Annotated in this window: 27 protein-coding genes and 1 pseudogene; 15 read left to right on the top strand and 13 right to left on the bottom strand. The window is 70.1% G+C overall.

Annotated elements, in window-relative coordinates:
- Nucleotide 1: 1 nt before the first annotated feature.
- The 4 genes and pseudogenes from ACIBH1_RS25665 to ACIBH1_RS25680 all read left to right on the top strand — a co-directional run.
- Nucleotides 2-355, top strand: a pseudogene (locus tag ACIBH1_RS25665) (LLM class flavin-dependent oxidoreductase); the annotation flags it as partial.
- A gap of 76 nt (nt 356-431) precedes the next feature.
- Entirely contained in the window at nt 432-1,082 is a 651-nt protein-coding gene (locus ACIBH1_RS25670; protein ID WP_397316455.1) for an LLM class flavin-dependent oxidoreductase, read from the top strand.
- Nucleotides 1,066-2,175 (top strand): GAF domain-containing protein, encoded by a 1,110-nt coding sequence (locus ACIBH1_RS25675; RefSeq protein WP_397316456.1) that lies wholly within the window; start codon nt 1,066-1,068, stop codon nt 2,173-2,175. Before ACIBH1_RS25670 ends, ACIBH1_RS25675 begins: the two co-directional genes overlap by 17 nt.
- On the top strand, nt 2,172-2,774 hold the full coding sequence (locus ACIBH1_RS25680; RefSeq protein ID WP_397316457.1) for a response regulator: 603 nt from the start codon (nt 2,172-2,174) through the stop codon (nt 2,772-2,774). The genes ACIBH1_RS25675 and ACIBH1_RS25680 overlap by 4 nt, the downstream gene beginning before the upstream one ends.
- Before the next feature lie 4 nt (nt 2,775-2,778).
- Here the strand turns inward: ACIBH1_RS25680 and ACIBH1_RS25685 are convergent, their stop codons facing one another.
- Nucleotides 2,779-3,453 carry a hypothetical protein gene (locus ACIBH1_RS25685; protein ID WP_397316458.1) on the bottom strand — a complete coding sequence of 225 codons (675 nt, stop codon included), beginning with the start codon at nt 3,451-3,453 and terminating at the stop codon, nt 2,779-2,781.
- Between the two features lie 68 nt (nt 3,454-3,521).
- Nucleotides 3,522-4,151: a hypothetical protein gene (locus tag ACIBH1_RS25690; protein WP_397316459.1), complete on the bottom strand. Its 630-nt coding sequence runs from the start codon at nt 4,149-4,151 to the stop codon at nt 3,522-3,524.
- A gap of 132 nt (nt 4,152-4,283) precedes the next feature.
- Here ACIBH1_RS25690 and ACIBH1_RS25695 point away from each other — a divergent pair, with 132 nt between their 5' ends.
- Nucleotides 4,284-6,767: a protein kinase gene (locus ACIBH1_RS25695; RefSeq protein WP_397316460.1), complete on the top strand. Its 2,484-nt coding sequence runs from the start codon at nt 4,284-4,286 to the stop codon at nt 6,765-6,767.
- On the opposite strand, the gene ACIBH1_RS25700 is transcribed toward ACIBH1_RS25695, so the two are convergent.
- Entirely contained in the window at nt 6,764-7,339 is a 576-nt protein-coding gene (locus tag ACIBH1_RS25700; RefSeq protein ID WP_397316461.1) for a hypothetical protein, read from the bottom strand. The genes ACIBH1_RS25695 and ACIBH1_RS25700 overlap by 4 nt on opposite strands.
- A 202-nt stretch (nt 7,340-7,541) precedes the next feature.
- Between ACIBH1_RS25700 and ACIBH1_RS25705 the strand changes: the two genes are divergently transcribed.
- From ACIBH1_RS25705 to ACIBH1_RS25715, 3 genes are all read left to right on the top strand, one after another.
- On the top strand, nt 7,542-8,330 hold the full coding sequence (locus tag ACIBH1_RS25705; RefSeq protein ID WP_397316462.1) for an ABC transporter ATP-binding protein: 789 nt from the start codon (nt 7,542-7,544) through the stop codon (nt 8,328-8,330).
- A gap of 86 nt (nt 8,331-8,416) precedes the next feature.
- Complete coding sequence (locus ACIBH1_RS25710) at nt 8,417-9,319, top strand: SPFH domain-containing protein (protein WP_397316463.1); 903 nt, start codon at nt 8,417-8,419, stop codon at nt 9,317-9,319.
- 32 nt (nt 9,320-9,351) lie between these two features.
- Nucleotides 9,352-10,101, top strand: a complete 750-nt coding sequence (locus ACIBH1_RS25715; RefSeq protein WP_397316464.1) for a sulfite exporter TauE/SafE family protein — start codon at nt 9,352-9,354, stop codon at nt 10,099-10,101.
- 178 nt (nt 10,102-10,279) lie between these two features.
- On the opposite strand, the gene ACIBH1_RS25720 is transcribed toward ACIBH1_RS25715, so the two are convergent.
- The 8 genes from ACIBH1_RS25720 to ACIBH1_RS25755 all read right to left on the bottom strand — a co-directional run bounded on the left by ACIBH1_RS25720 (nt 10,280) and on the right by ACIBH1_RS25755 (nt 18,096).
- Nucleotides 10,280-11,161 carry a DMT family transporter gene (locus tag ACIBH1_RS25720; protein ID WP_397316466.1) on the bottom strand — a complete coding sequence of 294 codons (882 nt, stop codon included), beginning with the start codon at nt 11,159-11,161 and terminating at the stop codon, nt 10,280-10,282.
- A 70-nt stretch (nt 11,162-11,231) separates the two neighbouring features.
- Nucleotides 11,232-12,677 carry an argininosuccinate synthase gene (argG, locus tag ACIBH1_RS25725; protein ID WP_397316467.1) on the bottom strand — a complete coding sequence of 482 codons (1,446 nt, stop codon included), beginning with the start codon at nt 12,675-12,677 and terminating at the stop codon, nt 11,232-11,234.
- A 48-nt stretch (nt 12,678-12,725) separates the two neighbouring features.
- Nucleotides 12,726-13,538 carry an NAD(P)H-binding protein gene (locus ACIBH1_RS25730; protein ID WP_397316468.1) on the bottom strand — a complete coding sequence of 271 codons (813 nt, stop codon included), beginning with the start codon at nt 13,536-13,538 and terminating at the stop codon, nt 12,726-12,728.
- An 18-nt stretch (nt 13,539-13,556) separates the two neighbouring features.
- Nucleotides 13,557-14,411 (bottom strand): Rieske 2Fe-2S domain-containing protein, encoded by an 855-nt coding sequence (locus ACIBH1_RS25735; RefSeq protein ID WP_397316469.1) that lies wholly within the window; start codon nt 14,409-14,411, stop codon nt 13,557-13,559.
- A gap of 82 nt (nt 14,412-14,493) precedes the next feature.
- Nucleotides 14,494-15,105 (bottom strand): HD family hydrolase, encoded by a 612-nt coding sequence (locus ACIBH1_RS25740; protein WP_397316470.1) that lies wholly within the window; start codon nt 15,103-15,105, stop codon nt 14,494-14,496.
- Between the two features lies 1 nt (nt 15,106).
- A complete protein-coding gene (locus ACIBH1_RS25745; protein WP_397316471.1) occupies nt 15,107-17,167 on the bottom strand; it encodes a molybdopterin-dependent oxidoreductase in 2,061 nt (686 codons plus the stop codon).
- A gap of 99 nt (nt 17,168-17,266) precedes the next feature.
- A complete protein-coding gene (locus tag ACIBH1_RS25750) occupies nt 17,267-17,872 on the bottom strand; it encodes a hypothetical protein (RefSeq protein WP_397316472.1) in 606 nt (201 codons plus the stop codon).
- A complete protein-coding gene (locus ACIBH1_RS25755; protein WP_397316473.1) occupies nt 17,872-18,096 on the bottom strand; it encodes a hypothetical protein in 225 nt (74 codons plus the stop codon). The genes ACIBH1_RS25750 and ACIBH1_RS25755 overlap by 1 nt, the downstream gene beginning before the upstream one ends.
- Nucleotides 18,097-18,512: 416 nt before the next feature.
- Between ACIBH1_RS25755 and ACIBH1_RS25760 the strand changes: the two genes are divergently transcribed.
- From ACIBH1_RS25760 to ACIBH1_RS25780, 5 genes are all read left to right on the top strand, one after another.
- Nucleotides 18,513-19,319, top strand: coding sequence for a helix-turn-helix domain-containing protein (locus ACIBH1_RS25760; protein WP_397316474.1), 807 nt, complete (start codon nt 18,513-18,515; stop codon nt 19,317-19,319).
- A gap of 63 nt (nt 19,320-19,382) precedes the next feature.
- Nucleotides 19,383-19,580 carry a DUF397 domain-containing protein gene (locus tag ACIBH1_RS25765; protein WP_397316475.1) on the top strand — a complete coding sequence of 66 codons (198 nt, stop codon included), beginning with the start codon at nt 19,383-19,385 and terminating at the stop codon, nt 19,578-19,580.
- Nucleotides 19,581-19,740: 160 nt separating this feature from the next.
- Nucleotides 19,741-20,820, top strand: coding sequence for a CapA family protein (locus ACIBH1_RS25770; protein WP_397316476.1), 1,080 nt, complete (start codon nt 19,741-19,743; stop codon nt 20,818-20,820).
- A gap of 9 nt (nt 20,821-20,829) precedes the next feature.
- On the top strand, nt 20,830-22,512 hold the full coding sequence (locus tag ACIBH1_RS25775; RefSeq protein WP_397316477.1) for an SDR family oxidoreductase: 1,683 nt from the start codon (nt 20,830-20,832) through the stop codon (nt 22,510-22,512).
- Between the two features lie 32 nt (nt 22,513-22,544).
- Nucleotides 22,545-23,201 carry a TetR family transcriptional regulator gene (locus ACIBH1_RS25780; protein WP_397316478.1) on the top strand — a complete coding sequence of 219 codons (657 nt, stop codon included), beginning with the start codon at nt 22,545-22,547 and terminating at the stop codon, nt 23,199-23,201.
- On the opposite strand, the gene ACIBH1_RS25785 is transcribed toward ACIBH1_RS25780, so the two are convergent.
- Nucleotides 23,155-23,487: a hypothetical protein gene (locus tag ACIBH1_RS25785; protein WP_397316479.1), complete on the bottom strand. Its 333-nt coding sequence runs from the start codon at nt 23,485-23,487 to the stop codon at nt 23,155-23,157. The genes ACIBH1_RS25780 and ACIBH1_RS25785 overlap by 47 nt on opposite strands.
- A 163-nt stretch (nt 23,488-23,650) precedes the next feature.
- On the opposite strand from ACIBH1_RS25785, the gene ACIBH1_RS25790 reads away from it, so the two are divergent.
- A complete protein-coding gene (locus ACIBH1_RS25790; protein ID WP_312894381.1) occupies nt 23,651-24,181 on the top strand; it encodes a hypothetical protein in 531 nt (176 codons plus the stop codon).
- A gap of 51 nt (nt 24,182-24,232) precedes the next feature.
- Here ACIBH1_RS25790 and ACIBH1_RS25795 read toward each other — a convergent pair whose 3' ends face one another.
- Nucleotides 24,233-24,826 carry a hypothetical protein gene (locus tag ACIBH1_RS25795; protein ID WP_397316480.1) on the bottom strand — a complete coding sequence of 198 codons (594 nt, stop codon included), beginning with the start codon at nt 24,824-24,826 and terminating at the stop codon, nt 24,233-24,235.
- Nucleotides 24,827-25,052: 226 nt separating this feature from the next.
- Here ACIBH1_RS25795 and ACIBH1_RS25800 point away from each other — a divergent pair, with 226 nt between their 5' ends.
- A complete protein-coding gene (locus ACIBH1_RS25800; protein ID WP_397316482.1) occupies nt 25,053-25,997 on the top strand; it encodes a LysR family transcriptional regulator in 945 nt (314 codons plus the stop codon).
- The last annotated feature ends 6 nt before the right edge of the window (nt 25,998-26,003 follow it).

Genomic DNA, 26,003 nt, shown 5'->3' on the forward strand with positions numbered 1-26,003 from the left:
CATGCGCTTCCACTGGTTCCTGCCCACCACCGGAGACGGCCACGAGGTCCGCACCGCCATCACGACGACCGACAACTTCCGTCCCGCGGGCCGCCCTGCCACCGTGGGCTACCTGGCCCAGGTCGCCAGGGCGGCCGAGCAGGCCGGGTTCGAGGCCGCGCTGACCCCGGTGGGCGCGGGCTGCCCCGACCCCTGGATCGTCTGCAGCGCCCTGGCCCAGCACACGTCCAGGCTGAAGTTCCTGGTCGCCTTCCGCCCCGGGTTCACGCTGCCGAGCCTGCTGGCCCAGCAGGCCCAGGCCTTTCAGGAAATATCGGGAAACCGGTTGCTGCTCAACGTCGTCACCGGCGGCGACCCCGTGGAACAGCGCTCCTACGGCGACTTCCTCGACCACGACGCCCGCTACGCCCGCACCGACGAGTTTCCTCGACGTGCTCAGGCGCGCGTTCAAGGGCGAGCCGTTCGACTACCGGGGCGACTACTACACGCTCGAAGGCGGTGGCCTGGCCGAGCCCATCGCCCCCGAGATCTACTTCGGCGGGGCCTCTCCCGCCGCCGAGCAGGTCGCGGCCAGGCGCGTGGACGTGGCGCTCATGTGGGGCGAGCCGCCGTCGGCCATCGCTGAGCGCGTCAAGCGGCTGCGCGACCTGGCTGCCGAGCGCCCGCTCCGGTTCGGGGTCCGGCTGCACGTCATCGCCCGCGACACCTCCGAGGAGGCCTGGGCGGAGGCCGACCGGCTGCTGAGCGGCATGGACCCGGCCCGCATCGCCAAGGCCCAGGAACGCTTCGCCCGCTTCGACTCCGTCGGCCAGCGGCGCATGGTCGACCTGCACGGCGGCGGCCAGGCCCGCGACCTGGAGATCCATCCGGGGCTGTGGGCCGGCGTGGGCCTGGTCCGCGAAGGGGCGGGCACCGCGCTCGTGGGCTCCTACGCGGAGGTCGCCGAGCTGATCCGCCAGTACGCCGCGGCCGGTGCCGAGGAGTTCATCCTGTCCGGCTGGCCCCACCTGGAGGAGGCGCTGAGGGTCGGCGATTTCGTCCTTCCCCGGCTCGTAGGGTTGGAGGGTGTCAACCGATCGTGAGGCCATCCTGCAGGCGGTCAGCTCGGCCGTGCTGGCCGTCACCCGCCACCTGTCGGTGCGCGAGGTGCTGCAGGTCATCGTGCGCTCGGCCCAGCGGCTGCTCGACGCCCGCTACGCCGCGCTGGGCGTGCCCGACGACGACGGCTCCTTCGGGGAGTTCGTCGCGGAGGGCCTCACCGACAAGCAGTGGGACGCGATCGGCCCGCTCCCGCGCCAGCACGGCATGCTCGGCGCGATGTTGCGCGAGGGCGCGCCCGTCCGGCTCGACGACCTGACCAAGGACCCCCGCTTCGAGTGGTGGCCCAAGGCGCACCCGGTGATGCGCGACTTCATCGGGGTGCCCATCAAGGACGGCGAGCAGGTGCTCGGCATCATCTTCCTGGCCAACAAGCGCAGCCCCGGCGGGTTCGACCAGGCCGACGAGGAGTTGCTCACCCTGTTCGCCGCGCACGCCGCGATCGCGCTGACCAACGCCCGCCTCTACGAACGCGGGCGCGAGCTGGCCATGCTCGAGGAGCGCAACCGCATGGCGCGCGAGCTGCACGACGCCGTCACCCAGAAGCTGTTCTCGCTGCGCCTGACCGCCCAGGCGGCCGCCACGCTGCTGGAGGCCGACCCCGGCAGGGCGGCGGTCGAGCTGGAGCGGGTCCAGAAGCTGGCGGGCGAGGCGCTATCCGAGCTGCGCGCGGTGATCGTCGAGCTGCGCCCGGCCGAGCTCGACCGGCACGGGCTGGCCACCACGCTGCGCAAGCACGTCCAGCTGCTCGACCGGCTGCACCCCATGGAGGTCTCGTTCGACGACGCCGAGCTGCCCGAGCTCGACCCGGCGGTGGAGGTCGCGGTGCTGCGCGTGGCCCAGGAGGCGCTGCACAACGCGCTGCGCCACTCCGGAGCCACCCGCGTGGCCGTACGGCTCGGCCACGCCGACGGGGTGCTGGCGTTGACGATCGCCGACGACGGCAACGGCTTCGAGCAGGGCGACTCGCGAGGCCTGGGGCTGGCCTCCATGCGTGACAGGGCCGAGTCGGTGGGTGGCACGCTTAGCGTGTCGTCCCAGCGGGGGACGACCATCGTGATGGAGGTCCAGGCGTGATCAAGGTGCTCATCGCGGACGATCACCCGATCGTGCGGCAGGGGCTGCGCACGTTCCTCGATCTCCAGGACGACATCACCGTGGTGGGCGAGGCGGAGGACGGCCTGCGGGCGGTCGAGCTGGTCGAGAGCCTGGCGCCCGATGTGCTGCTGCTCGATCTGAAGATGCCGCGACTCGACGGGCTCGGGGCGCTGGGCAGGCTGTCGGGCTCCGCCGTAAGGGTCGTGGTCCTGACCTCGGTCAGCGACCGTGCCGACGTCGGCCCGGCGATGCGGGCGGGGGCGGCGGGATTCCTCTACAAGGACATCGACCCGCCGGCGCTGGTGCAGGCGGTGCGGGCGGTCCACGGCGGGCAGGTGCTGATGGCGCCGGAGGCCGCGGAGGCGATGATCGGCGCGCCGGCGGCGGTGCCGCTGACCGATCGCGAGCTCGAGGTGCTCAAGCTGATCGCGGCGGGCCGCTCCAACCGGGAGATCGCCGGGGCGCTGCGGGTGGCGGAGAAGACCGTCAAGACGCACGTGTCGAACGTGCTGATGAAGCTCGGCGTACAGGACCGCACCCAGGCGGCCCTGTACGCCGTGCGTCACGGCCTGGGCTGAAGGGTCAGGTGCCCTTCTTCTTGTTCTCTTCCGTCTTGGTCGGTGTCGGCGGCTTCCAGTTCTTGGTCACCGGCGGCACCCAGCGCGGGGTCGGGCGGCCGGGCGAGGGCCAGATGATGGTCGTCTTGGCGCTCACCAGGTCGTAGTGGTCGTCGGCGGTCATGCCGAGCCGCTTGAGCTCGTCCTCCGGCAGGTTGTGCGCGCCGGTGGGCAGGTCCCACGAGCGCACGCCCAGCCTGGCCACGGCCGGGCCTCTGGTCTTCTTGTCCAGGGTCAGCTGGAACTGCAGGACGTCGGTCTCACCGACCGGCAGCGCCCAGGGACCCCAGCACCAGAACCACTCGCCCTTCCAGTCGCAGCGGGTGCTGGCCGTCTTGGGCCCGGTCCACCACCGGAGCCTCTTCACGACGCCCTTGGGCACCCTGCCGCCGATCCAGTAGTAGTTGGCGTAGTGGGGCCCGAGGTTCTTGGCCTTGAGCAGGTAGGTGATCTTCCCGCCGCGCGTGGTCTTCTTGTCGTACGTCAAGGAGATCTTGAACTTGGAGTACGGCGGGCGCGCGACGGCTGCCGTCACCGGGGCCGCGGCAGGGGCCGCGACCTGGGCCTGAGCGGGCGCTGTGACGGTGAGCGGCGCTGCCACCAGGGCAGCGCCGATTAATGTCGCGATGGACTTGCGCATGTGATCGTCTCCCCGTGGGTATCCCGGAAAGCCCTGATTCTTCAGGGATTGCTGGGATATGGGCAAACTCAGGTGCCCTTCTTGTCGTTCTGACCCTTGCTGGGAGCGGCGGGCGGCGGGGTCCAGGTGTCCTTCGGCGGGGTCCACGGCTTCGACGGGCGCGGCCAGACGATCTTCGTCTTCGCGGTCTTCAGCCAGTACCAGCCCTTGATGCCGATGCGCTTGAGCTCGCTCTCCTCCAGGTCGTCGGCGCCGGTGGGCACGTCGTAGGAGAGGATGCCGAGCTGGGCCTTGTAGCTGTCCTTCTTGTTGCTCTTCAGCGTGACCTGGACGTCGAGCCACTCGGTGTCGCCGACCTCGAGAATGTCGGGCGTCCAGCACCAGAAGCCGTAGTCGTCCCACTCGCATTCGGTGCCCTTCGGGCCCCACCAGGAAAGGCGGTCCTTGATGCCGCCGGGCAGCTTGCCGCCGATCCAGAAGTAGTCGGCGTAGTGCGGCCCCGTGTTGGTGGCGCGGATGCGGTAAGTGATCTTTCCGCCTCGCTTCACGGCCTTGGTGTAGCTGACCTTGACCTTGAAGTGAGAGTACGGGTCGTTCTGGACGACGGTGGTCTCGGCGTTGGCCGGTGCGGTCACGGTGACACTGGCGACCAGAGCTGCGGCGAGCAGCACGCCCATCGTGGTGCGCACGATGATCATCTCCCCCTGCTGTAGCTGGAAAACCCCGCTTTTGTGGGTGATTATTACCTAAGGCAAATATTTCGCAAAGAGCGTTGATCTATTGTGGTCACGCCAGGCGTCGGGGGAGACGCATGACGGGGAGGATTCGAGGTGCCTGAAACGCACCCCTTGCAACCGGGGGACCCCACCACGCTGGGCCCCTATCGGCTGCTGGGAAGGCTGGGCAAGGGGGCGCAGGGGATCGTCTTCAAGGGCCAGAGCCACACCGGCGAGCTGGTCGCGATCAAGCTGCTCAACACCAAGCTGGACCGGCCGGGCATGGACGGCGAGCGCTTCATGCGCGAGGTCGCCGCCGCCCGCCGCGTCGCCCAGTTCTGCACCGCCCAGGTGCTGGACGCCAACATGGAGGGCGACACCCCCTACATCGTGAGCGAGCTGGTCGAGGGCGTCTCGCTGCAGCGCATCGTCCAGACCGACGGGCCGCGCAAGGGCGGCGCGCTGTACCGCCTGGCGGTCGGCACCGTCACCGCGCTCGCCGCCATCCACCGCGCCGGGATCGTCCACCGCGACCTCAAGCCCAGCAACGTGCTGCTCGGACCCGACGGCCCGCGCGTCATCGACTTCGGCATCGCCCGCGCGCTCGACTCGGCGATCACCATGACGAGCGGCGTGGTCGGCACGCCCGCGTACATGTCGCCCGAGCAGATCTCCGGCGAGCGCGTCGGCCCGCCCAGCGACATGTTCAGCTGGGCGCTGACCATGGCCTTCGCCGCGACCGGGCGGCCCGCGTTCGGGCAGGACAGCCTGCCCGCGGTGATCTACCGGGTGATGAACGAAGAGGCCGACCTGTCGGCGATGCCCGACAACCTGCGCCCGCTCGTCCAGTCCTGCCTCAGCAAGCGCGCAGAGGAGCGGCCCACCGCGGCCGAGGCGCTCTTCGCCCTGCTGGAGAACCAGGGCGCCGAGAACCACGTCGCGCCGCCGGTCGGCGACTCCGACCTGGCGCTGACCACCGGCTCCCAGGTCGCGGCCGAGGAGGGGCTCGCCGAGATCTCCAACCCCGGCGCCCGCCCGCCCGGCTCCTTCGGCGGGCAGTACGGCGCGCCCCAGCAGCCCGCCGCGGGATGGGCCAACCCGTCGGGCCTGCACCCGGCTCCCGCCGCCGCGCCCCCCGGCCACCGGCCACCGGCAGGGCCAGGCTTCCAGCCGCCCTCGGGCGGCCATCCGGCGGCCCCCCAGAACAGCGGCCCGCAGGGTCCGCAGAGGAGCTACCCGCAGCAGCCTCAGGGCGCCTATCCCACGCCCGGCCACGGCTACCCGACGCCGCCCGGCGGCCAGGCTCCGCCGTACCCCTTCAACCAGCGCGGCAGGAACGACAACGACGCCTTCTTCCGCGAGACCGGTCAGGAGGACAAGAACGCGGCGGGCCGCCGCAAGCGGGCCGCCCTGGTCGGCGGCGCGCTGGCGGTGGCGTTACTGGTCGCCGCCGCGGTCCTGCTGGCGCCGAGCTGGTTCAACCGCACCAACGGCACCACCACCGCGGGCTCCACGAGCCAGATCTCCTCCACGCCCACCGCCGCTCCCTCGGCCTCCCCCACCCCGTCCCCGACGCCCACCCCGTCGCCCACGCCAACCACCCCGCCCGTGCAGCTGCAGCAGCAGCCGCTGGTCACCCTCGCCCTTGGCAAGCAGGACGGCAAGGCGCTCAAGGGCCACAGCAAGCCCGTGCAGTCGTTCTCCGGCATCACCATCGACGGCAAGCCGCTGCTGCTGTCCGGCGGCCAGGACGGCACGCTGCGCCTGTGGAACATGGACAAGCGCTCCCTGGTCACCCGCCTCAAGGGACACCGCGGCGAGGTCTACGCGGTCGCCTGCTTCACGATGGACGGCCGGCCCAGCGCGATCACCGGCGGCTTCGACGGCAACGTCCGGCTCTGGAGCCTCGACAAGCGCAAGAGCACGGTGCTCGGCACCCATGGCGACTCGGTCTTCGCCGCCGCGGTCGGCAAGGCGGGCGGCAAGTGGATCGGCGTCACCGGCGACGCCAACGGCTACCTGCGCTTCTGGGACCTGAAGAAGCGTAAGCAGATCGGCAACAGCGTGCGCGCCCACCGCGACGGCATCAACTGGCTGAGCATCGGCAACGTCGGCGGCCGCACGGTGGTCGTCACCGCCAGCGAGGACAAGACGCTGCGCGTGTGGGACCTGGCCAAGCGCAAGGCCGCGAGCAAGTACCTCAAGGGCCACAAGAAGGCCGTCTACTCCGTGGCGGTCGGCCAGGTCGACGGCAAGGCCGTGGTCGCCTCCGGCGGCGAGGACGGCTCGATCCGCCTGTGGGACGCCAAGTCGGGCAAGGCCATCGGCAAGCCGCTCACCGGCCACAAGAAGATCGTCTACTCGCTGTCCTTCGGGGTCGTCGAGGGAACCACGGTGCTGCTGTCGGGCGGCACGGACGGCACCATCCGGCTCTGGGACCCGGCCAAGCGCACCAAGATCGGCCCTCCGATCAGCGGCAGCAAGTCGCCGGTCTACGCGGTGGCGATCGTCAACGTCGACGGCACGCCGACCGTCGTCTCGGCGGGCAAGGACAAGCAGGTCAGGTTCTGGAAGGTGAACGCCTCGACCGGCTCCTAGCCGTAGTTGGGCTCCAGGATGGCGTGATGGGCGGCCACCAGCGCCCGCCGTACGGCCTGGTCCAGCTCGCGCAGGGCCAGGTCGCGGGCGGCGAACTGGGTGGCCGACAGCCCGCGCTGCGAGGCCACCTCCAGCACCGCCGCCAGGCGGGCGGCCAGCGCGTGCACGCGGTGGGCGCGGGCGGGGTAGCCGGGCGCCAGCTCGGCGGCGGCCTGGCGTTCGGGGCGGGCGCTCACCGGGCCGTCGACGCCGTCGAAGGCCTGCGTGGCGGTGCGCATCACGGCCGCCAGCTGCTGCTCGGCCTCGGCCAGGCTCGGCAGGTCGGCGCGCACGGGGCCCGCCTCGTGGATGGTGAAGCGGGTCCCGGCGTAGGAGGAGCCGCGCAGGTCGGGCTCCGGCACCAGCCCGAGGTTCCCGCCCGGCAGCACCGCGATCACGGCCTGGCCGGCGTCGAGCGCCGCGGCGTTGAAGGCGGGCGGCCCCGACAGGCCCAGGGGATCGCCGGGCGCGGGCAGGGCCAGGCGGAACTCGCTCAGCCCGTCGATGCGCAGCGAGGCGAGACGACCACGCAAGGACGAGGCTTCCTGGCCTGTCACCGCGGGTCCCGAGGCCCTCTCGACCTGGTCCACCGCCTCGTCGAGGCCCACGTGTCCGGCAAGCCAGGCGTTCCCCCACGCGACGAGCGCAGCGGATACGGGCGTTTTAGCGTGCACGGATCCACGATATGCGGCGATAGGTTTGTCCCAGACCTACGGGCGAAGAGAGGATCCGGGGATGGGTGGTCAGGTGCTGCGGCTCCAGGACGTCGCCGTGCGGCGAGATGGGGCGGCCCTGCTGCGCGGCATCGACTGGACGGTCCACGAGGACGAGCGATGGGTGGTGATCGGGCCCAACGGCGCTGGCAAGACCACGTTGCTGCAGGTCGCGGCCACGCTGCTGTATCCAAGTGAGGGTCAGGTCGAGGTTTTGGGCGAAGTGATCGGCCAGACGGACGTGTTCGATCTACGGCCTCGCATCGGGCTGGCCAGCTCGGCCCTGGCCGAGCGCATCCCGCAGGATGAGAAGGTCATCGACCTGGTGCTGACCGCCTCCTATGCGATCATCGGGCGGTATTCCGAGGAGTACGACTCCAACGACGTGACCCGTGCGGTCGAGTTGATCGACATGATGGGCGCCGCGCATCTGATCAGGCGGCGTTTCGGCACGTTGTCGGAGGGTGAGCGCAAGCGGGTCCAGATCGCCCGCGCGCTGATGCCCGACCCCGAGCTGCTGCTGCTCGACGAGCCCGCGGCGGGCCTCGACCTGGGCGGTCGCGAAGACCTCGTGCGGCGCCTGTCGCACCTGGCCCAGGATCGCCGCTCGCCCACGCTCGTGCTGGTCACCCACCACGTCGAGGAGGTGCCCGCCGGCTTCACGCACGGCCTGCTGCTGCGTCACGGCTCCGTGGTCGCTCAGGGGCCGCTCGACCACGTGATGACCGCCGACAACCTGTCGCAGACGTTCGGGGTGCCGCTGACGCTCGACCGCAGCCCGGAGGGTCGCTGGTACGCGCGGGCCTACTAGATCGTATTTGCGCGGTTAGCGGGCATAGGGGGCTTCAGGGAAATATCATTTCCGAGGTCGGACTCCATCTCCCCCGGAGCGTCGCCATGATCAACGTGGAGTTGCTGGCTGTCCTGGTCGTCGCGTTCGGCGTGCTGGGGTTCATCGTGGTGCGCTCCATCCGGGTCATCCCGCAGGGCAGCGCGGCCATCGTGGAGCGGATGGGCAGCTACCACCGCACCCTCACCCCCGGCACGAGCCTGGTGGTGCCCTTCATCGACAAGATGCGCGACACGCTCGACATGCGCGAGCAGGTGCAGCCGTTCCCGCCGCAGACGGTGCTGTCGTCCGACAACCAGATCGTCTCCGTCGACGTGGTCGTCTCCTACCAGGTCGTCAACCCCAAGGCCGCGACCTACGAGATCGCCAACTACTTCAGCGCGATGGAGCAGGTGACCGCCTCCGCGCTCAGGAACGTTGCAAGCGGCAAGGACGTCGACGAGCTGCTCGACGCCCGCGAGGAGATCGCCAACCAGCTGCGCCTGGAGCTGGCCGAGTCGACCGAGACCTGGGGCGTGCAGATCAAGCGGGTGCAGCTGAAGTCGATCGACCCGCCCGCCGCGATCCAGGAGTCGCGCGCCAGGCAGCGGCAGACCCAGCTCGACAACGAGGCGGCGGCCAAGGCGGCGGCCGACCGGAGCAAGGCCGAGATCGCGGCCGCCGAGGGCGAGAAGGAGGCCGCGATCCTGCGCGCCCAGGGCGAGGCGCAGGCCATCGTCCTGCGCGCCGAGGCCGAGGCCCGCGCCGAGGGCATGCGCGCCAAGGGCCACGCCGACGCCATCGGCCTGGTCGCCAGGGCCATCCAGGAGAGCAACGTCGACCACCGCGTGCTGGCCTACCAGTACATCCAGGTGCTTCCCGAGATCGCCAAGAGTGGTTCCAACAAGGTCTGGGTCGTTCCTCCCGACCTGGCGGGGCTCGGATTCCTCAAGGAGGACGACCCCTCCTGAGTCCACTATGTGGACGCCCCTATGCTCACCATATGACACCCCTGGAGGCCCTGGCCATTTGTGCCGCCGGCGTCGGAGCCGGCGCGATCAACGCGGTCGTCGGGTCCGGTTCCCTCATCACCTTCCCCACGCTGGTCGCCTTCGGCGTTCCGCCCGTGGTCGCGAACGTCTCGAACAACATCGGCCTGGTGCCCGGCTCCTTCACCGGCGCGTACGGCTACCGCAAGGAGCTGGCCGGCCAGCGCTCGCGGCTGGTACGGCTCGGCGCGGCCTCGATGCTCGGATCGGCGCTCGGCGGCCTGCTGCTGATCAACCTCGACCCGGGGGTGTTCCAGGTCGTCGTCCCCATCCTCATCGGCCTGGCCTGCGTCCTGGTCGTCATCCAGCCCTGGCTGAGCAAGCGGATGGCCGCGCCCCACGCCCACCCGCACGGCGGCCCGTGGTTGTGGCTCTGCGTCCTCGGCGCCGGCATCTACGGCGGGTATTTCGGCGCCGCCCAGGGGGTGCTGCTCATCGGCATCCTGGGCCTGATGCTCGACGAGGGCCTGCAGCGGGTCAACGCGGCCAAGAACGTGCTGTCGCTGGTGGTCAACTTCACCGCCGCGGTCCTGTTCCTGATCATCGCCGAGATCGACTGGTGGGCGGTGGGAGCCATCGCGGTCGGCTCCATGATCGGCGGCTTCGTGGGCGCCAAGATCGGGCGCCGGATCCCGGCTCCGGTGCTGCGCGGGATCATCGTTTGTGTGGGTCTGGCGGCGATTATCAAACTGGTGTACGGGTAAATATCAGACATGAAGGGCGACCGTGTAGAAATCGTCATCGACGCGGGCGACGGGGCCCCGCGCACCTACGAGGTCATCGCCACCAGAGCAGGACGCCGGGTCGAGGTGGCCACCCGGCGCGGGCTCATCGAGGTCAGCGAGGTCACCAGGACCGGCAGCCCGGTCCGCACCGCCAGATTCATGTCGAGCCGAATTCTCGCTCTCGTGGAGCATCCAGCCGACGGGGAAGCCGACCCATCATGAAGATCGCGGCCACGACGGCGGCGCCTCCCAGGAGTTGCACCGCCGTCAGGCTCTCGCCGTAGATCAGCGCGGTCGACCCCACGGTGACGGCCGGCTCCACACACGACAGGATGGCCGCGGTCGAGGCGCCCACCGACCGCACGCCCGCGAACATCGTCACGATGGGCACCACCGTCGAGAACACCGCCAGCAGCACCAGCCACGGCCAGGCGCCCCCGGGCACCGAAGGGGCGCCGGCGAACGCCGTGACGCTGCCCGCGGCGCCCGTGCACACCACGGCCGACAGCAGGAACAGGTCCAGCTCGCGCGGCAGCCCGTCGGCGACCGTCAGATACAGCGCGTAGGTCACCGCGGCGCCGAGCGCCAGCATCACGCCCGCCAGATTGCCCGCGTCGCCGGTGCCGAGCAGGAGCAGCAGCCCGAGCGCCGACGAGGTGAGCGCGGCGACCCTGCCCCGGTCGAGCCCCTGCCTGCGCAGGGCGACCGCGATCCCGGTGACGATGGCCGGGTAGGCGTACAGCAGCAGGGAGACCAGCGAGGCGCTGGTGAGCGTCAGGGCGCCGAAGTACAGGGCTGCCTGGCCCGCGTAGCCCACGGCGCCCAGCGCCAGGCAGACCAGCAGCACGCGCCAGGAGGGCAGCCCCGGCCTACGCCAGGCCGCCAGCAGCCAGAACAGCAACGCCGCCAGGCCGAACCGCACGACCAGCAAGGTCTGGAGGCTCACTCCGGCGGCGTAGGCCTCCTTGGCGAAGATCGGGGCCAGGCCGAAGCCGACGGCCGAGATCAGGCAGAGCGCAGCGCCGAAGGGGGTTCGCATGCGACGACGCTAAGGAAGGCGGCGCCACCCGAGGTAGCGCCGCCTTCCTGGGGCAGCCACAGGAGATTCCTTAGTCGGTGCCGAACTCCATGGCGGCGCGGTCGAGCAGCTCGTCGTCGGGGACGGTGCCGCGCGAGGCGATCGCCTCGGCGCCGCCCTCCTCCAGCTCGCCGATGAGCTCGGTGGGCGTGGCCTGGGTGACGCCGAGCAGGGCCGGGTGGGTGCTGCCCACCATGCCGAGGCCGGCGTAGTGCTCCAGCTTGGAGCGCGAGTCGGCGATGTCGAGGTTGCGCATGGTGAGCTGGCCGATCCGGTCCACCGGGCCGAACGCGGAGTCCTCGGTGCGCTCCATCGACAGCTTGTCGGGGTGGTAGCTGAGGTGGGGGCCGGTGGTGTCGAGGATGGAGAAGTCCTCGCCGCGCCGCAGCCGCAGCGTCACCTCGCCGGTGATGGCCATGCCGACCCACCGCTGCAGCGACTCGCGCAGCATGAGCGACTGCGGGTCGAGCCAGCGGCCTTCGTACATGAGCCGGCCCAGCCGCCGCCCCTCGGCGTGGTAGGTCGCCAGGGTGTCCTCGTTGTGGATGGCGTTGACCAGCCGCTCGTAGGCGTGGTGCAGCAGCGCCATGCCGGGCGCCTCGTAGATGCCCCGGCTCTTGGCCTCGATGATCCGGTTCTCGATCTGGTCGGACATGCCCAGTCCGTGGCGCCCGCCGATGGCGTTGGCCTCCATGACGAGGTCGACGGCGGAGGCGAACTCCTTGCCGTTGATCGTCACCGGCCGGCCCTGCTCGAAGCCGATCGTCACGTCCTCGGCGCCGATCTCGACCGACGGGTCCCAGAACCGCACGCCCATGATCGGGTCGACGATCTCGATGGAGGTGTCCAGGTGCTCCAGCGTCTTGGCCTCGTGGGTGGCGCCCCAGATGTTGGCGTCGGTGGAGTAGGCCTTCTCCACGCTGTCGCGGTAGGGCAGGTCGTGGGAGACCAGCCACTCCGACATCTCCTTGCGCCCGCCGAGCTCGCTGACGAACTGGGCGTCGAGCCACGGCTTGTAGATCCGCAGCGAGGGGTTGGCGAGCAGGCCGTAGCGGTAGAACCGCTCGATGTCGTTGCCCTTGAAGGTCGAGCCGTCGCCCCAGATCTGCACGTTGTCCTGGAGCATGGCGCGCACCAGCAGGGTGCCCGTCACCGCCCGGCCGAGCGGGGTGGTGTTGAAGTAGGCCCGCCCGCCCGAGCGGATGTGGAACGCGCCGCACGCCAGCGCGGCCAGGCCCTCCTCCACCAGCGCCGCACGGCAGTCGACCAGGCGCGCGAGCTCGGCGCCGTAGCTGTGCGCCCGGCCGGGCACCGAGGCGATGTCGGGCTCGTCGTACTGGCCGAGGTCGGCGGTGTACGTGCACGGGACAGCGCCCTTGGCGCGCATCCAGGCGACGGCTACGGACGTGTCGAGGCCGCCGGAGAAGGCGATGCCGACGCGCTCGCCGATCGGCAGGGAGGTGAGGACCTTGGACATGAGTAAGAGTATGCACTGGAACGCATGGTCATGCAATCGTGCGTTGCGTCACACCTTGGTCACGCGGTCTCTCGCCCACTCCGCGTAGGACCGGGCGGGCCTGCCCGTCAGGCGTTCCACGGTGTCGGTGACCTGCTCGGGTTCGTGGACGAAGCTGCCCCACGCGACGACCGCCTGCCGTACCAGCTCGGGGTCTCCCCAGTGCGAGGCCAGTTCCCCGATGACGACGTCGGGCTCGACCTCCTCCCAGCGGGCGGGGACGCCGAGGGCCTCGCCGATCAGGCGCACCTGCTCGGCCTGGCTGACGGCCTCGGGTCCGCTGAGCACGTAGGCCTGGCCGTCGTGGCCGGCGGAGGTGAGCACGTGGGCGGCGACAGCGGCGATGTCGGCCTCGTGGATCAGCGAGCGCGACGCGTCGCCGTACACCCAGCGCACGACGCCCGAGTTCCGCACGTCGTCGATCCACGACAGGGTGTTGGTGGCGAAGCCGCCCGGGCGCAGGAACGTCCAGGCCAGCCCCGAGTCGCGCACGAGCCGCTCGACGTCCGCGTGGAACATGGTCGAATCGGGAGGCAGGTTCGCCGACAGGTAGACCACGCGCCTGGCGTGGCGTTTGACGGCCGAGATCACCTCGGCGGCGGTCGAGGCGGCGAAGCCGGGCCAGATCAGCAGGACGGAGTCGACGCCCCGCAGGGCGTCGTCCAAGGACGCGGGGTCGGTCAGGTCGCCGTGGACGACCTCGACGCCCGCGGGGAACTCCGCGGGCCTTCGCGTGAGCGCCCGCACGGGCACCCCCGCCGCGGCGAGCAGTTCGACAGCATGACGGCCGACGTTTCCGGTTGCTCCGGTGACGAGAATCATGTCGTCGACGCTAAGACCTCAAGCTTTGTTGAGGTCAACCCCCGGACGCACCTGGATCACGCCGTCGGAGCGCACCCTGGTCTGGAAGCACGGCTGCGGCGCCGTGGCGGGTCCGTGCTTGACGCTGCCGTCGGCCAGCCTGAACGTGCTGCCGTGCCAGGGGCAGGTCACGCAGGACTCGCCGTCCTCGACCACGAGCCTGCCCTGGTGCAGCGGCCCGGCCAGGTGCGAGCAGCGGTCGGCGAGCACGGAGACGCTGTCGCCGTGGCGCAGCACGAAGAGCTGGATGTAGCCCAGGCGCCTGGCGACCGGGCGGCCGTCGGGCAGGTCGCGCAGCGGGCACAGGTCGTGCCATCCCAGCGGCACCAGGTGGGCGACCTGCTCGGCGTGGTTGGCCCCGGCGGCCTGGCGGTAGGCCAGGTGGCCGCCGAGATAGCCGGCGAGCGTCGCGGTGCCGAGGCCGGCCAGCGAGAGCAGGCGGCCGTCGCCTCCGCGCCGCCGGACGAACAGGGAGGCGGTGAACAGGCCGAGCGCGGTCAGGTTGGCGGCCATGTGGACGAAGCCCACCCGCTGCTGCTCACGATGGAGCGTCGACCAGTCGGTCAGCCCGGCCGCGGCCGTCGGGAACGCGGTGGCCACGCCGGTGGCCAGCAGAACGCGCGAGGCGCGCGGATCGACGTCGGTGAAGTCGAGCACGGTCGCCGAGGCCAGGCAGCCCAGGCTGGCGGTCGCCAGCGATGGATGCAAGGGGTGGCCGGTGGGTACGCCGTGCAGCAGGTCGCGCAGCCTGCCGGGTCCGAGTTTGGTGCGTACGGCTTTCGCCAGGGTGGCGATGGGCCCGTCGAGAGCCTTCGTCTTCTCGAGTCGGTCCACGAGGTCGACCGGCCCGACAAAACGCCGCAAATGCCGTCTTCGTGCCTTAACTGTCTCCTCCACGACCTCCCCCTACCCAGGGTTATGGCGCAAGATGCCCTCGCGTGACAGACAGCTCGACCAACTCCCGGGCATAGGCCCCCAACGAGGGAGAACCCTCTTCGATGATCTCCACTTTCTGCACCACCTGGCTCGCTGTCACCGCGTGCAACCGCCACGTGCCGCCCTCGTTGTGGTGATTGGCGAGGATCGGAGCGAACCTGTCGAGCGCCTTGGCGAACACCGCCTCGGGCGTCGACCGCGCCTCGAACTCCTCCCACAACGCCCGCAGCTCCTCGCCCTGCGGCGCCGGCAGCATGGCGAAGATGCGGTCGGCCGCCGCCTTCTCCGCCGCCTCCTGCGCGGCCACGGCGACCGGGTCGTAGATGAAGGTGTCGCCCGCGTCGATCTCCACCAGGTCGTGCACGAGCAGCATGGCGACCACACGCTGGATGTCGGTGCCGGGCGGGGCGTGCTCGCCCAGCACCATCGCCAGCAGGGCCACGTACCACGAATGCTCAGCGTCGTTCTCTCGGCGGGAGTCGTCCATCAGGTTGTTGCGGCGGATGACCCGCTTCAACTTGTCGATCTCGATGGCGAAGGCGATCTGGGCGTTCAGGCGGTCCTGTTCCGGCACGATAGTCACGCGCGACACCCTAATGGGCGTTGATCACCTCAGGTACGGAAACGGTGACCGGGACCCCGTTGAAGACGGCGTTCCCGGAAGGCACGTCGATCGCCGTTTCGTCGGTGAGCACGTTGACGTTCATCTCCCGCCAGCCGTGCGGCAGGCTGACCACCCCCGGCATGATCGCGTCGGTGGTCCGCACGGTCACGGTGAGCTCGCCGGCGGCCGATCTGACGACCGCACTGCCGTCGAGTCCCAGCCGTGTCGCGTCCGACGGATGGATGTGCAGGTCGTAGGTGTTGCTCCCGCCCGTCAGGTGCATCCAGCTGTTGTTGGAGCGCAGGTGGCGCCGTCCGATCAGCACCAGGTCGGGCATGGGGGAGTCGAGCCCGGCCAGCAGCCGCTCGACGTCGGCGATCAGCTGTGGCGGCGCCAGCTCCACCCGTCCTGACCCGGTCTTGAGCAGGCCCGGCAGGCGCGGCTGCAGCGGCCCCAGATCGATGCCGTGCGGGTTGTCGAGCAGCGTGCGCAACGACAGGCCCTCGTACGGGCCGAGCTTGAGCATCATGTCGAGCCGCCGCTCGGCGCCCGACTCGCCCTCCAGCTCCAGCTCGGCGGCGCCGGGGGTCTGGCCGATGATGAACTCGTCGAGGTCGCCGTCCAGCCCCGTGATGATCTGCGTGAGCCTGGCCAGGATCTCCGACTCCGACGGCCGCTCGCCGAGCGGCAGCACCGGCCGCGAGTAGCGCGTGTAGTTGCGCACGGCGAAGCCCTGCAGCGCGAAGTCGAAGTGGCCCGACTGCAGCAGCCGCGGCGGCGGGAGGATGACGTTGGCGTGCCTGGTCGTGTCGTTCAGCCACGGATCGACGCTGACCATGAAGTCGAGCTGCTCGAAGGCCTTGTCGAGCCGGGCGCCGTTGGGCGCCGACATCACCGGGTTGCCGCCGACCGTGATCAGGAACCTGACCTGGCCCTCGCCCGGCGTCTCGATCTCGTCGGCCAGGGTCGCGACCGGCAGCTCGCCGTTGGCCTCGGGCAGCTGACGCACCCGGCTGGACCAGCGGCCCGTCCGGTACGGCTTGCGCCGCGGGCGGAACTCGGTGGCGCCCATCGGGAACATGGCGCCGCCGGGCCTGTCGAGGTTGCCGGTGAGCACGTTCAGCACGTCGACCAGCCACTGCGCGAGCGTGCCGTACTCCTGGGTGCAGGTGCCGATGCGGGCGTAGACGACCGCGCGCTCGGCCGCGGCCAGCTCGCGCGCGAGCCTGACGACCGTCTCGGCGGGCACGCCGGTACGCCGGGCGACCACGTCGGGCGGGAAGTGCTTGGCCTGTGCCTCGACCTGGTCGAGTCCGTTGACCTCCAGGCCGATGTCGAGCAGTTCCTCGGCGAACAGCGTGTGCACCAGGCCGAACAGCAGGTACGCGTCGGTGCCTGGGCGCACGAACACGTGCTCGTCGGCCTTGTCGGCGGTCCGCGTGCGGCGCGGGTCGACCACGACGACCTTGCCGCCGCGTCTGCGCAGCGCCTTGAGGCGGCCGGGGAAGTCGGGGGCGGTGCACAGCGAGCCGTTCGACTCCATCGGGTTGGCGCCGAGCATCAGCAGGTAGTCGGTGCGGTCGAGGTCGGGCACCGGGATGGACAGCGGGTCGCCGTACATGAGCCCGCAGGCGACGTGCTTGGGCATCTGGTCGGCGGTGCTGGCCGAGTAGATGTTGCGGGTGCCGAGCGACTTGATCAGCGGCGTCGCGTAGAGCGCGCCCGCCATGCTGTGCGCGCTCGGGTTGCCCAGGTAGATCGCGCTGGACTGGCGGTCGGCCACCCGCGACCAGGCCTGCCGCACGAGCTCGAAGGCCTCCTCCCAGCTCGCCTCGCGGAAGGTGTCGCCCTCGCGCACGACAGGCTTGGTCAGGCGCTCGGGGTCCTCGTCGAGCTTGCCGAGCGAGGCGCCCTTCGGGCAGATGAAACCCTTGCTGAACGGGTCGTCCTTGTCGCCGCGGACGCTCGTGACATGTCCACCGTCGTCGAGTGTCAGCGTCAGGCCGCAGACGGCTTCGCAGAGCGGGCAGGTCCGGTGCACGGTGGTCATGACTGCTCCTGGCTGAGTTCGTCGGATGAACTCATCTAATCTCGTACGGCACGCGGAAGGAAGCCCCGGGCCCCCGCGATCCCGGGGCTCCGGTCTCCCCTACGCGGGAATGAGCAGCCGGTCGAGATCGAGAGGCTCCTCGGATGCCATCGGCATCCAGGCAGTGCCGTACATGCGCTCGATGCCCGGTGCGACGGCCCCGGGCCGCTCGTCGCGGCGCACGATCTCCAGGACCAGCAGGTTGGCGTACTGCCGGTGCCGGTGCACCTGCACCTGCCTGGCCCAGCAGGCCGCCGCGAGCTCGGGCCCGTAGGCCTGGAACTCCTCGGCGGAGATGCCAGCCCTGGTCATGATGAGCGCCTTCTCGCCCGAGGCCGTGGGGGTGATCCACAGGATGAGCGGGATGCGCCCCCGCGTGGTGTGCTTGGTCGTCTCCATGCACGTGCGCTGGATGCGGTGGCGCGAGAAGACGCACCAGAAGTGGCCGAACACCCAGCTACGGCCGAACCTGGTGGCCACCGGCATCGAGATCACGCTGCCGAGCGCGGCGAACGGCAGCCACTGGCCAGCCCTGACCAGCATGACGAGCAGGGCCAGCGCCAGCAGTTCCGTGCGCCAGCGCCACAGCACCACCAGACCGCGGCTGCGGTGGGTGCGAGCCTCCACGGAGGCAGGGTAGATCTGGTTGCGGGGGTTCCTGGACATCAGGACACCTCCTCGGCGACCAGAGCTCCGCTCCGACGAGCCTTCAGCTGGTCGAAGCGTGGGTCACGGTAGGCGCGGGCACCGAAACCGGTCTTGGTGACGGTCCAGCCACGCCGGTGGGCGAATTCATCCTCTTCCAGACAAATTTCGCGATCCGCCCATGCGATGAGTTCCCGGATTCGGGTCTTGATTCGACTGAGCCCCTTGGTACCTTGTGAGTACATAGAAGACCCCTTTCGCGGCATTACTTAAGGTGGACTTCTTGTCGGGCCGTGGATTGATGGCCTGGTCGCCGTGGGTGGCAGCCCGTCTCGGCGCCAGGGGATCAATCTGCGGCTCGGCTCTTTTGCGAGCGGGTGTTCGGCAGATGGGCCTCCCGGAGGATCTCGCGGATATCGGGAACGGCGCCGTTGCCGGATGTGCTGGCCTCTGCGGCCTCTGACTGGATGTTCTCTCCGGAGGTCTGTCGCTGCAATAGGCCGAGCAATAGAAGATTTACATTTCTTCGTTTGTTGCTCCTCCTGTTGCCGTGCAACTTGCACGCTAAGATGTGGAGCACGGTCCACCTTCATGAAGGGCTACCCGGGTGCCACGCAAACCACCCAGCCCCACTGTCCGCCGGCTTCTGCTGGGACAGGAGTTGCGCACGCTCCGCGAGCGGCGGGAGCTGACCGGCCAGCAGGTTGCCAAGGCACTGCGCTGGTCTGCCAGCAAGGTGAGCCGGATCGAATCCTCCAAGACCATGCCGAGCCCCGACGACATCGAGGCGCTGGCCGAGCTGTTCGAACTCGACGACGACAAACTCGACGAGTTGCTCGCCCTGCTCCACGACGCCGACAAGCGAGGCTGGTGGGAGGGCTACGAAGACAACCTGCCCCAGGAGTTCATCACCTTCCTGGGGCTCGAAGCGGAGGCCGTCGAGCATCGAGGCTGGGAACCCCAGGTGATGCCGGGCCTGTTGCAGACCGAGGACTACGCGCGCGAGACCATCGTGGCCACGCGCGGGATCGCACGCCTGACCCAGGGCGGCGTCAGGAGCCGGGTGGAAGCCAGGATGGACCGGCAGCAGCAGCTGCTCGGATCACCTGAACCACCGCAGCTGCTGATGGTGCTCGACGAGTCCGTGCTGACCCGCCGGTTCGGCTCCGACAAGGTGATGCGTGATCAGCTCGAACATCTGCTGGAGCAGTCACAACTCCCGCACGTGAACCTGCAGGTCCTTCCGCTGGACGGCAAGCACCCCGTCAACACCGGCGCTTTCGTCCATCTGAAATTCACCGATCTTGACGATGCGGTCTACTTGGAGTCGCTCATGGGCGCTCGCTTCGTCGAAGATCAAGAGCTGATCGCCGTGTACGAGCTCGCCTTCGAGAACCTCAGGACGACCGCCCTGTCGGAGGAAGCCAGCCGGAACCTGATCAAGCTCAGGCTCGAAATGTGGCGCTGAACGCCCGAGGCGATGGTCACGGCAATGGGGCTGTGCCACGCCTTTTCCAGATAGGGAACGATCGTGACTCTCAAGACCGACTGGCGCAAGAGCCAGCGTTGCAGTGGTAACTCGGCTTGTGTGGAATTCGCCGAGCTGGCGGACGGCAACGTTGCGCTGCGCGACAGCAAGCAGCAGGACGGTCCGGTCCTGGTTTTCACGCCGGAGGAGTGGGAGAGCTTCGTCGCCGGGGTGCGCGACGGGGAGTTCGACCTGGTGTGAGGTAGATCGGCCCACACCGTTCGCGTGTGGGCCGACAAGATCGCTTGACGGGTAAAAAGGTTGCCAAACTTTCGCCATGAGGTGCATGTAACGACATAGGTGGCCCACTCTGGCATGCTCAATGCTGTCCTAAGGCCCCCGACCCGGAAGTGCCCCCTCGATGAGAAGCCCCCGCGCGTTCGCGACGACGACGCTGGCCGTCGCCCTCACGCTTGCCGCTTGCTCCGCGGCCAAATCCGAGCCGGAGACCACCCTCACCGGCGGCACTCCCACCATCGGCCCGCTCGAGCAGAAGGCCGCGAGCGAGCGCAAGCCGTTCACCATCGCCTTCGGCGGCGACATCCACTTCGAGGGTGCTCTGCGCGGGCGGCTGAACAACCCGAAGACCGCGCTCGGGCCCATCTCCCGGGTCCTGTCGAGGGCCGACCTGGCGGTCGTCAACCTGGAGACCGCGATCACGACGGGCGGCACCCCTGCTCCGGGCAAGCAGTACACCTTCCGTGCCCCCGCCAGCGCGCTCACCGCGCTGAAGGCGGCCGGGGTCGACGTGGCCTCGCTGGCCAACAACCACGGCATGGACTACATGGAGAGCGGCCTGCGCGACACGCTGTCCGCGATCAAGAGGAGCAAGTTCCCCGTCATCGGCGTCGGCAAGGACGAGGACGAGGCCTACAAGCCGTACCGCGCCACCGTCAACGGTCACAAGGTGGCCGTCATCGGTGCCACCCAGGTGCTCGACGCGGAGTTCATCCAGTCGTGGACGGCGGGCCCCGACAAGGCGGGGCTGGCCAGCGCCAAGAATGAGGCGCGCCTGGTCCAGGCGGTGCGCGAGGCGCGCAGGAACTCCGACACGGTGATCGTGTTCCTGCACTGGGGCACCGAGCTGCAGGCCTGCCCGAACCCCGCGCAGTCGTCGCTGGCGCCCAAGCTGGCCAGGGCGGGCGCCGACGTGATCGTCGGAGGGCACGCCCACCAGCTGCTCGGCAGCGGCTACCTGGGCAAGGCCTACGTCAACTACGGCCTGGGCAACTTCGTCTTCTACAACTGGGGCCCGGTCACCGGCAAGACCGGCGTGCTGACGCTGACGATCGACGGGCGCAAGGTCGTGAAGGACGTCTGGACCCCCGCCACGATCCAGGCGCCCGGCCTGCCGGTGCCGCTCAGGGGCGCCGCCGCCAGGCAGGCGGTCGCCGACTGGAAGTCGCTCCGCTCTTGCGCCGGGCTGTCCGCCAAACCTTAATGGTGGACCATGGGTCCAATAACCTCTGGTGACGTACGGCTCGCGCTGCAAGAGGAGGGCGACCCCGCTCGCCCCACGATCCTGCTGATCCACGGCTACCCCGACACGCGCCGGGTCTGGGACGATGTGGCGGAGCGCCTGCGCGACCGCTTCCACGTGGTCCGCTACGACGTGCGCGGCGCGGGCGAGTCCACCGCGCCGGCCGACCGGCGCCACTACACCTTCGACCACCTCGCCGCCGACCTCACCGCCGTCCTCGACGCGATCGGCGAGCCCCTGGTCCACCTCGTCGGCCACGACTGGGGCTCGATCCAGGGCTGGGAGGCGCTCGGCCGCCCCGCCGTCGCCGAGCGCGTCGCGTCGTTCACCACGATCGGCGGACCCGGCCTCGACCAGGCGGCCCACTTCATGAGGTACGGCACGCGCCGCGCGGCCCTCGGGCAGCTGGCCCGCTCCTGGTACATCGGCGCCTTCAGGATGCCGGTCGTGCCCGAGCTCGTCTGGAAGGTGCTCTCGCGCAGGCTCCTCGACGGCTCGATGAGCCTGGGCTCGGGCACTCCCGCGCGGACTCTGCCCTCCGACGCGCGCAACGGGCTGCAGCTCTACCGCGCGAACATGTTCGGCCGCCTGAGCAGGCCGGAGGACCCGGGCGTGCACGTACCCGTGCAGCTCATCGAGGCGACCGGCGACATCTACGTCTCGGCCGGGCTGCTGGCCTCGCTGGAGCGGTGGGCGCCGGAGTTCTGGCATCGAAAGGTGGCCGCCGGGCACTGGGTGCAGCGCAGCCACCCCGACGTGATCGCGCGCATGATCGGCGAGTTCGTGCTGTCGATCGAGGGGGAGCGGCCTGCCCGCGAGCTCAGGCGGGCGCGGCGCGACGACGCGCGCAAGCCGTACAAGGACACGCTCGTCGTGATCACGGGGGCGGGCAGTGGCATCGGGCGTGCCACGGCGCGGGCCTTCGCCGCGCACGGCGCCGACGTGATCTGCGCCGACCTCGACCGCAAGGCCGCCGCCGAGACGGCCGAGGGCATCGAGCGGGCCTACCCGGTCGCCGCGGTGCCGTACGAGCTCGACGTGTCCGACGCGGGCCGGATGGAGGCCTTCGCCGCCTGGGTCCGCGAGCACCACGGCGTGCCCGACGTCGTCGTCAACAACGCGGGCGTCGCGGTCGCCGGGCCGATCCTGGAGCACTCCCTGGACGACTGGCGCCGCATCATCGACGTCAACCTGTGGGGCGTCGTCCACGGCTGCCGCCTGTTCGCTCAGCAGATGGTCGAGCGCGGCGAGGGCGGGCACATCGTCAACATCGCCTCGCTGGCCGCCTTCGCGCCCTCGCGGCTGCTGCCCGCCTACTCGGTCTCCAAGGCGGCGGTGAAGTCGCTCAGCGACGTGCTGCGGGCCGAGCTGGCAGGTCACGGCATCGGGGTGAGCGCGATCTGCCCGGGATTCGTCTCCACCAACATCGCCAGGAACGCCGTCTTCGTGGGCGCCCTGGACCGGACGCCTGCCGTACAGGCGCTGGAGCGCCGCTCATATCCGCCCGAGCGGGTCGCCGCCCACATCCTGCGCGCGGTCCACCGCAACGAGGCGGTCGTGCCCGTCAACGCCGAGGGCAAGATCGGCTATGCGCTGTCGCGGATCTCGCCGGGAGCGATGCGCGTACTCGCGCGTGTACTGAGAAATCCGTGAATTGGTGACCAGATCGGGGGATGATGTGTCTCGTGTCCATCCCCCAGAACGGTCATGACGACTGTGACGACCCGACTCCGCTGCGTCGCCAGCCGACTCAGCGCCGTAGCGCCCGCAGGGTCGAGCGCATGCTCGACGCCTGCGCCACGCTCCTGGACGAGATCGGTTACGAGGCGCTGTCGACCACGCGCATCGCCGAGCGCGCGGGCGTCGCCATCGGGTCGGTCTACCAGTTCTTCCCCGACAAGCGCGCCATCACCCAGGAGGTGACCAGGCGCAACGTTGAGCAGTTCGTCTTCCGCGTCGGCGCCCGCTTCCTGGAAGAGGAATTCCGCGGCTGGTGGGACGCGGTGGACGCGATCATCGACGTCTACGTCGACATGCACCGTACCGTGCCCGGCTTCAAGAGCCTGCACTTCGGCGACGTGGTCGACCTGAACCTGCTCGACAGCGACTCCGACAACAACACCGTGATCGCCGGACGGCTGCGCGGCCTGTTGCTCAAGGAGTACGGCCTGGCCGACAGCCACGAACTCGACGTGGCGGTCCTGGTGTCGGTCGAGGCCGGCGACGCGGTACTGAAACTGGCCTTCCGCCGCGATCCCGAGGGTGACCCCGAGATCATCGGCGCGGCCAAACAGCTCATTCGCGGGTTTCTGCCCCGGCAGCTGAGCCCCTTTCGGGGATGATCGGTTGGTGTGCCCGCTTCTTCGGCTTGAACTCCGGGGCGGGCACGAACGCCGCAGCGGGCGGCACCGTGGGCAGCGGCGAGGCCATCTCGCACGGCTGCGGCCAGGAAATCGTCCTCGTCATCGAGGCCTGACCACGCTGCAGGCGCAACTCCAGCGAGCGCAGTTGATGCTCGGCTGCTGCCACGGATTCCAGTCGTGCCGACAAGTAGCCGGCCGTACCGGGCACCACGGCAGCGGCCAGCACCGCCGCACAAGCCAGGGAGAAGGTCAGCTGCTTGCCCATCACTGCTCCCTCCGGTCGCGGTCATGCGAGGGCTTTATGCCCGGTGGCCTGCGAAGACACGCGGAGGGTGAACAGCGTTGCACAAAACGTTGCCAAACCTAGGCAGAGCCGTACATCGCCAATGGCCAGTCAGGATCGCGGGTCGCTCGGTAGTCTCGGCGGTGTGGCGCATGTGACCCGTGAGCACCTTGATCGCCTGCTCGAGCAGGCACTGCTGGCCGACGACCACGGCTCTCTGGCCAGGAGACTCGACGATCTCGCGCTGACCTACAACTCCGGCGACGTCTCCAGGGCGGCGATACTCGTCCTGGCCGCGGAGGAGTGGCGGGCGGCCGGACAGCCGGCGCGAGCTCTCGACTGCTACCAGCGGGCCGTCGACGACGGCGGAGAAGCAGGCATCGACCCCAGAGCCGGCATCGCCGACACGCTGTTCGAGCTCGAACGGCCAGGCGAGGCGCGCGAAGTGATCGCGACGCTCCAGGCGGAGGGCGAGGTGAACGCTGTGACCGCGCACAGCATCGCCGAGACCCTCGCCGCCTACGGCGACCTGACCACCGGACACGAGTGGGCCACCCAGGCGGTGCTGGCCTGCGACGACGACGATCCGGAGCACGTGGCCATGCTGCGCACGCGCTACCGGATCCGGCTCGATCTGGGGTTGCCGGAGGACGAGCTCGACGCCCTGATCTCATGAAGAAGGGGGACCCCGGTCGGGGTCCCCCTTCTCTTTGCCGGCTGGTGCCGGCTACTTGGCCAGGTCCAGGCCGTCGATCAGGCCGGTCAGGCTCTCGACGCCCTTCGGCTCGGCCACCGGCACCCGCGGCACGGCCTTGGACACGGTCTCCTCGACCTGCTTCTTGACCCCGGTGACCGGCTTGATCAGCTCCGCCGGAGGCTCGATCGAGGTGGCCGCCGAGGTGTCCGGCAGGGCGGGCAGCGCCGGCTTCCCGTCGAGCGCCCGCGGCAGCGCGCCGACCGGCTCGGCAGGCAGGCCGGGCAGGTCGGGAAGCTCGGCCATCCGCGACACGCTCTGCAGACCTGCCGGCACCCTCGCCGGCACCGCGGGCACCCCGGCGCCCGCCGCGACTCCGGCCGCGTCCGACAGGCTCAGCACCGCCGACGCCCTCGACAGGCCGGGCAGGCCCGCCCGCATGGCCAGCTGCTCCGCCGTACCCAGCACGGCGTTGTCCTTCGGCACGCTCATGCGCCAGCCGTACCCACTCGCGGCGCTCAGGCCGGCGACGTCGTCGCAGACCGAGACCATGGAGCTGGTCGACCTGAGCAGGCCGCCGTTCTTCTTGCAGTCGCTCTCGGCCGCCATGGCGGTCCCGGCGGCCATCCAGGTCACTCCCGCCGTCAACGCGGCAACTGCAAGGATGCTACGAAGTTTCACTGCACGTCCCCCTGATCGTGTTCGGCGATCTGACGAACGAGAAGCTAGTGGGGGGTTCGGAGGGCGCCGCGCGGCTTGGCGTAGTCCTTACCGTGTCACGGGCCGGACCCAGCGGTCGGGGCCCGCTCCGTCCCCTTGGCTTGACGATCCCCGGCACAGCACAGGAGTTCCCGTGGTTTCCCTCCATCAGTTGCGCTGCTTCCTGGCGACGCTCGAACACGGCTCCTTCACCGCCGCCGCGGCCGCGCTCGGCTACGCCCAGCCGTCGATCGCCGACCAGGTGCGACTGCTGGAGCAACACCTCGGCACGCCGCTGTTCCAGCGGGCCGGACGCGGGGTGGTGGCGACCGAGGCCGCGACGGCGCTGCGGCAGCACGCCGTGGCGGCGCTGGCCTCCGTCGAGGAGGGCGTGCGCGCCGTCCGCTCGGTGCGCGACGTGCTCACCGGGACCGTGCGGTTCGGCATGTTCAACATCGCCCACTACTACCTGGGCGTCGAGCTGGTGTCCGACGTGCTCGAACGCTATCCGGGCGTACGGCTGGAGCTGTTCGGGCAGAACTCGGCGGCGGCCCTGGAACGGCTGCGGCGGGGCGAGCTGGAGGCGGCGCTGATCGCCCGGCCTCCCGGATACGACGGCCTCGTCGTCAACATGACCATGCACGACCAGCTCATCTACGTCAGCGCGGACCCCGACCGGGTGCGGCGGCCCGTCACCGCCGAGCTGCTGGCCGCCGCCTCGCTGGTGCTGCCCGACGTGAGCTGGCGCAAGGAGGACTCCACCCGGCAGCTGCTGGCGCGCCGCCTGGCCGACGCCGGGCAGGTGCTGAGCCCGCGGGTCGAGGTCGACAACGCGGAGATGGCGTTGCAGGTGGCGGCGACGGGACTGGCCGACACGGTGAGCCTGCGCGGGGTGCTGCACCGGCTGGCCGGGCGGGTCCCGGGACGGCTGTACTGGGCTCCGCTGGAGCCCGCGATGGTCGAGGAGTTCGTCATCGTGCACCGGCCGGTGGGGGAGCTGTCACCCGCCACCCGCGCGGTGGTGGAGCTTGCGGCGGCCCGCATGCGGGCGCTGGAGGCGACGCTCTCCATGAGTACGGCCCTGCATCAGGCCGGGTAGGGGGCC

This window comes from Nonomuraea sp. NPDC050663, assembly GCF_044456985.1.
Lineage (GTDB): Bacteria > Actinomycetota > Actinomycetes > Streptosporangiales > Streptosporangiaceae > Nonomuraea.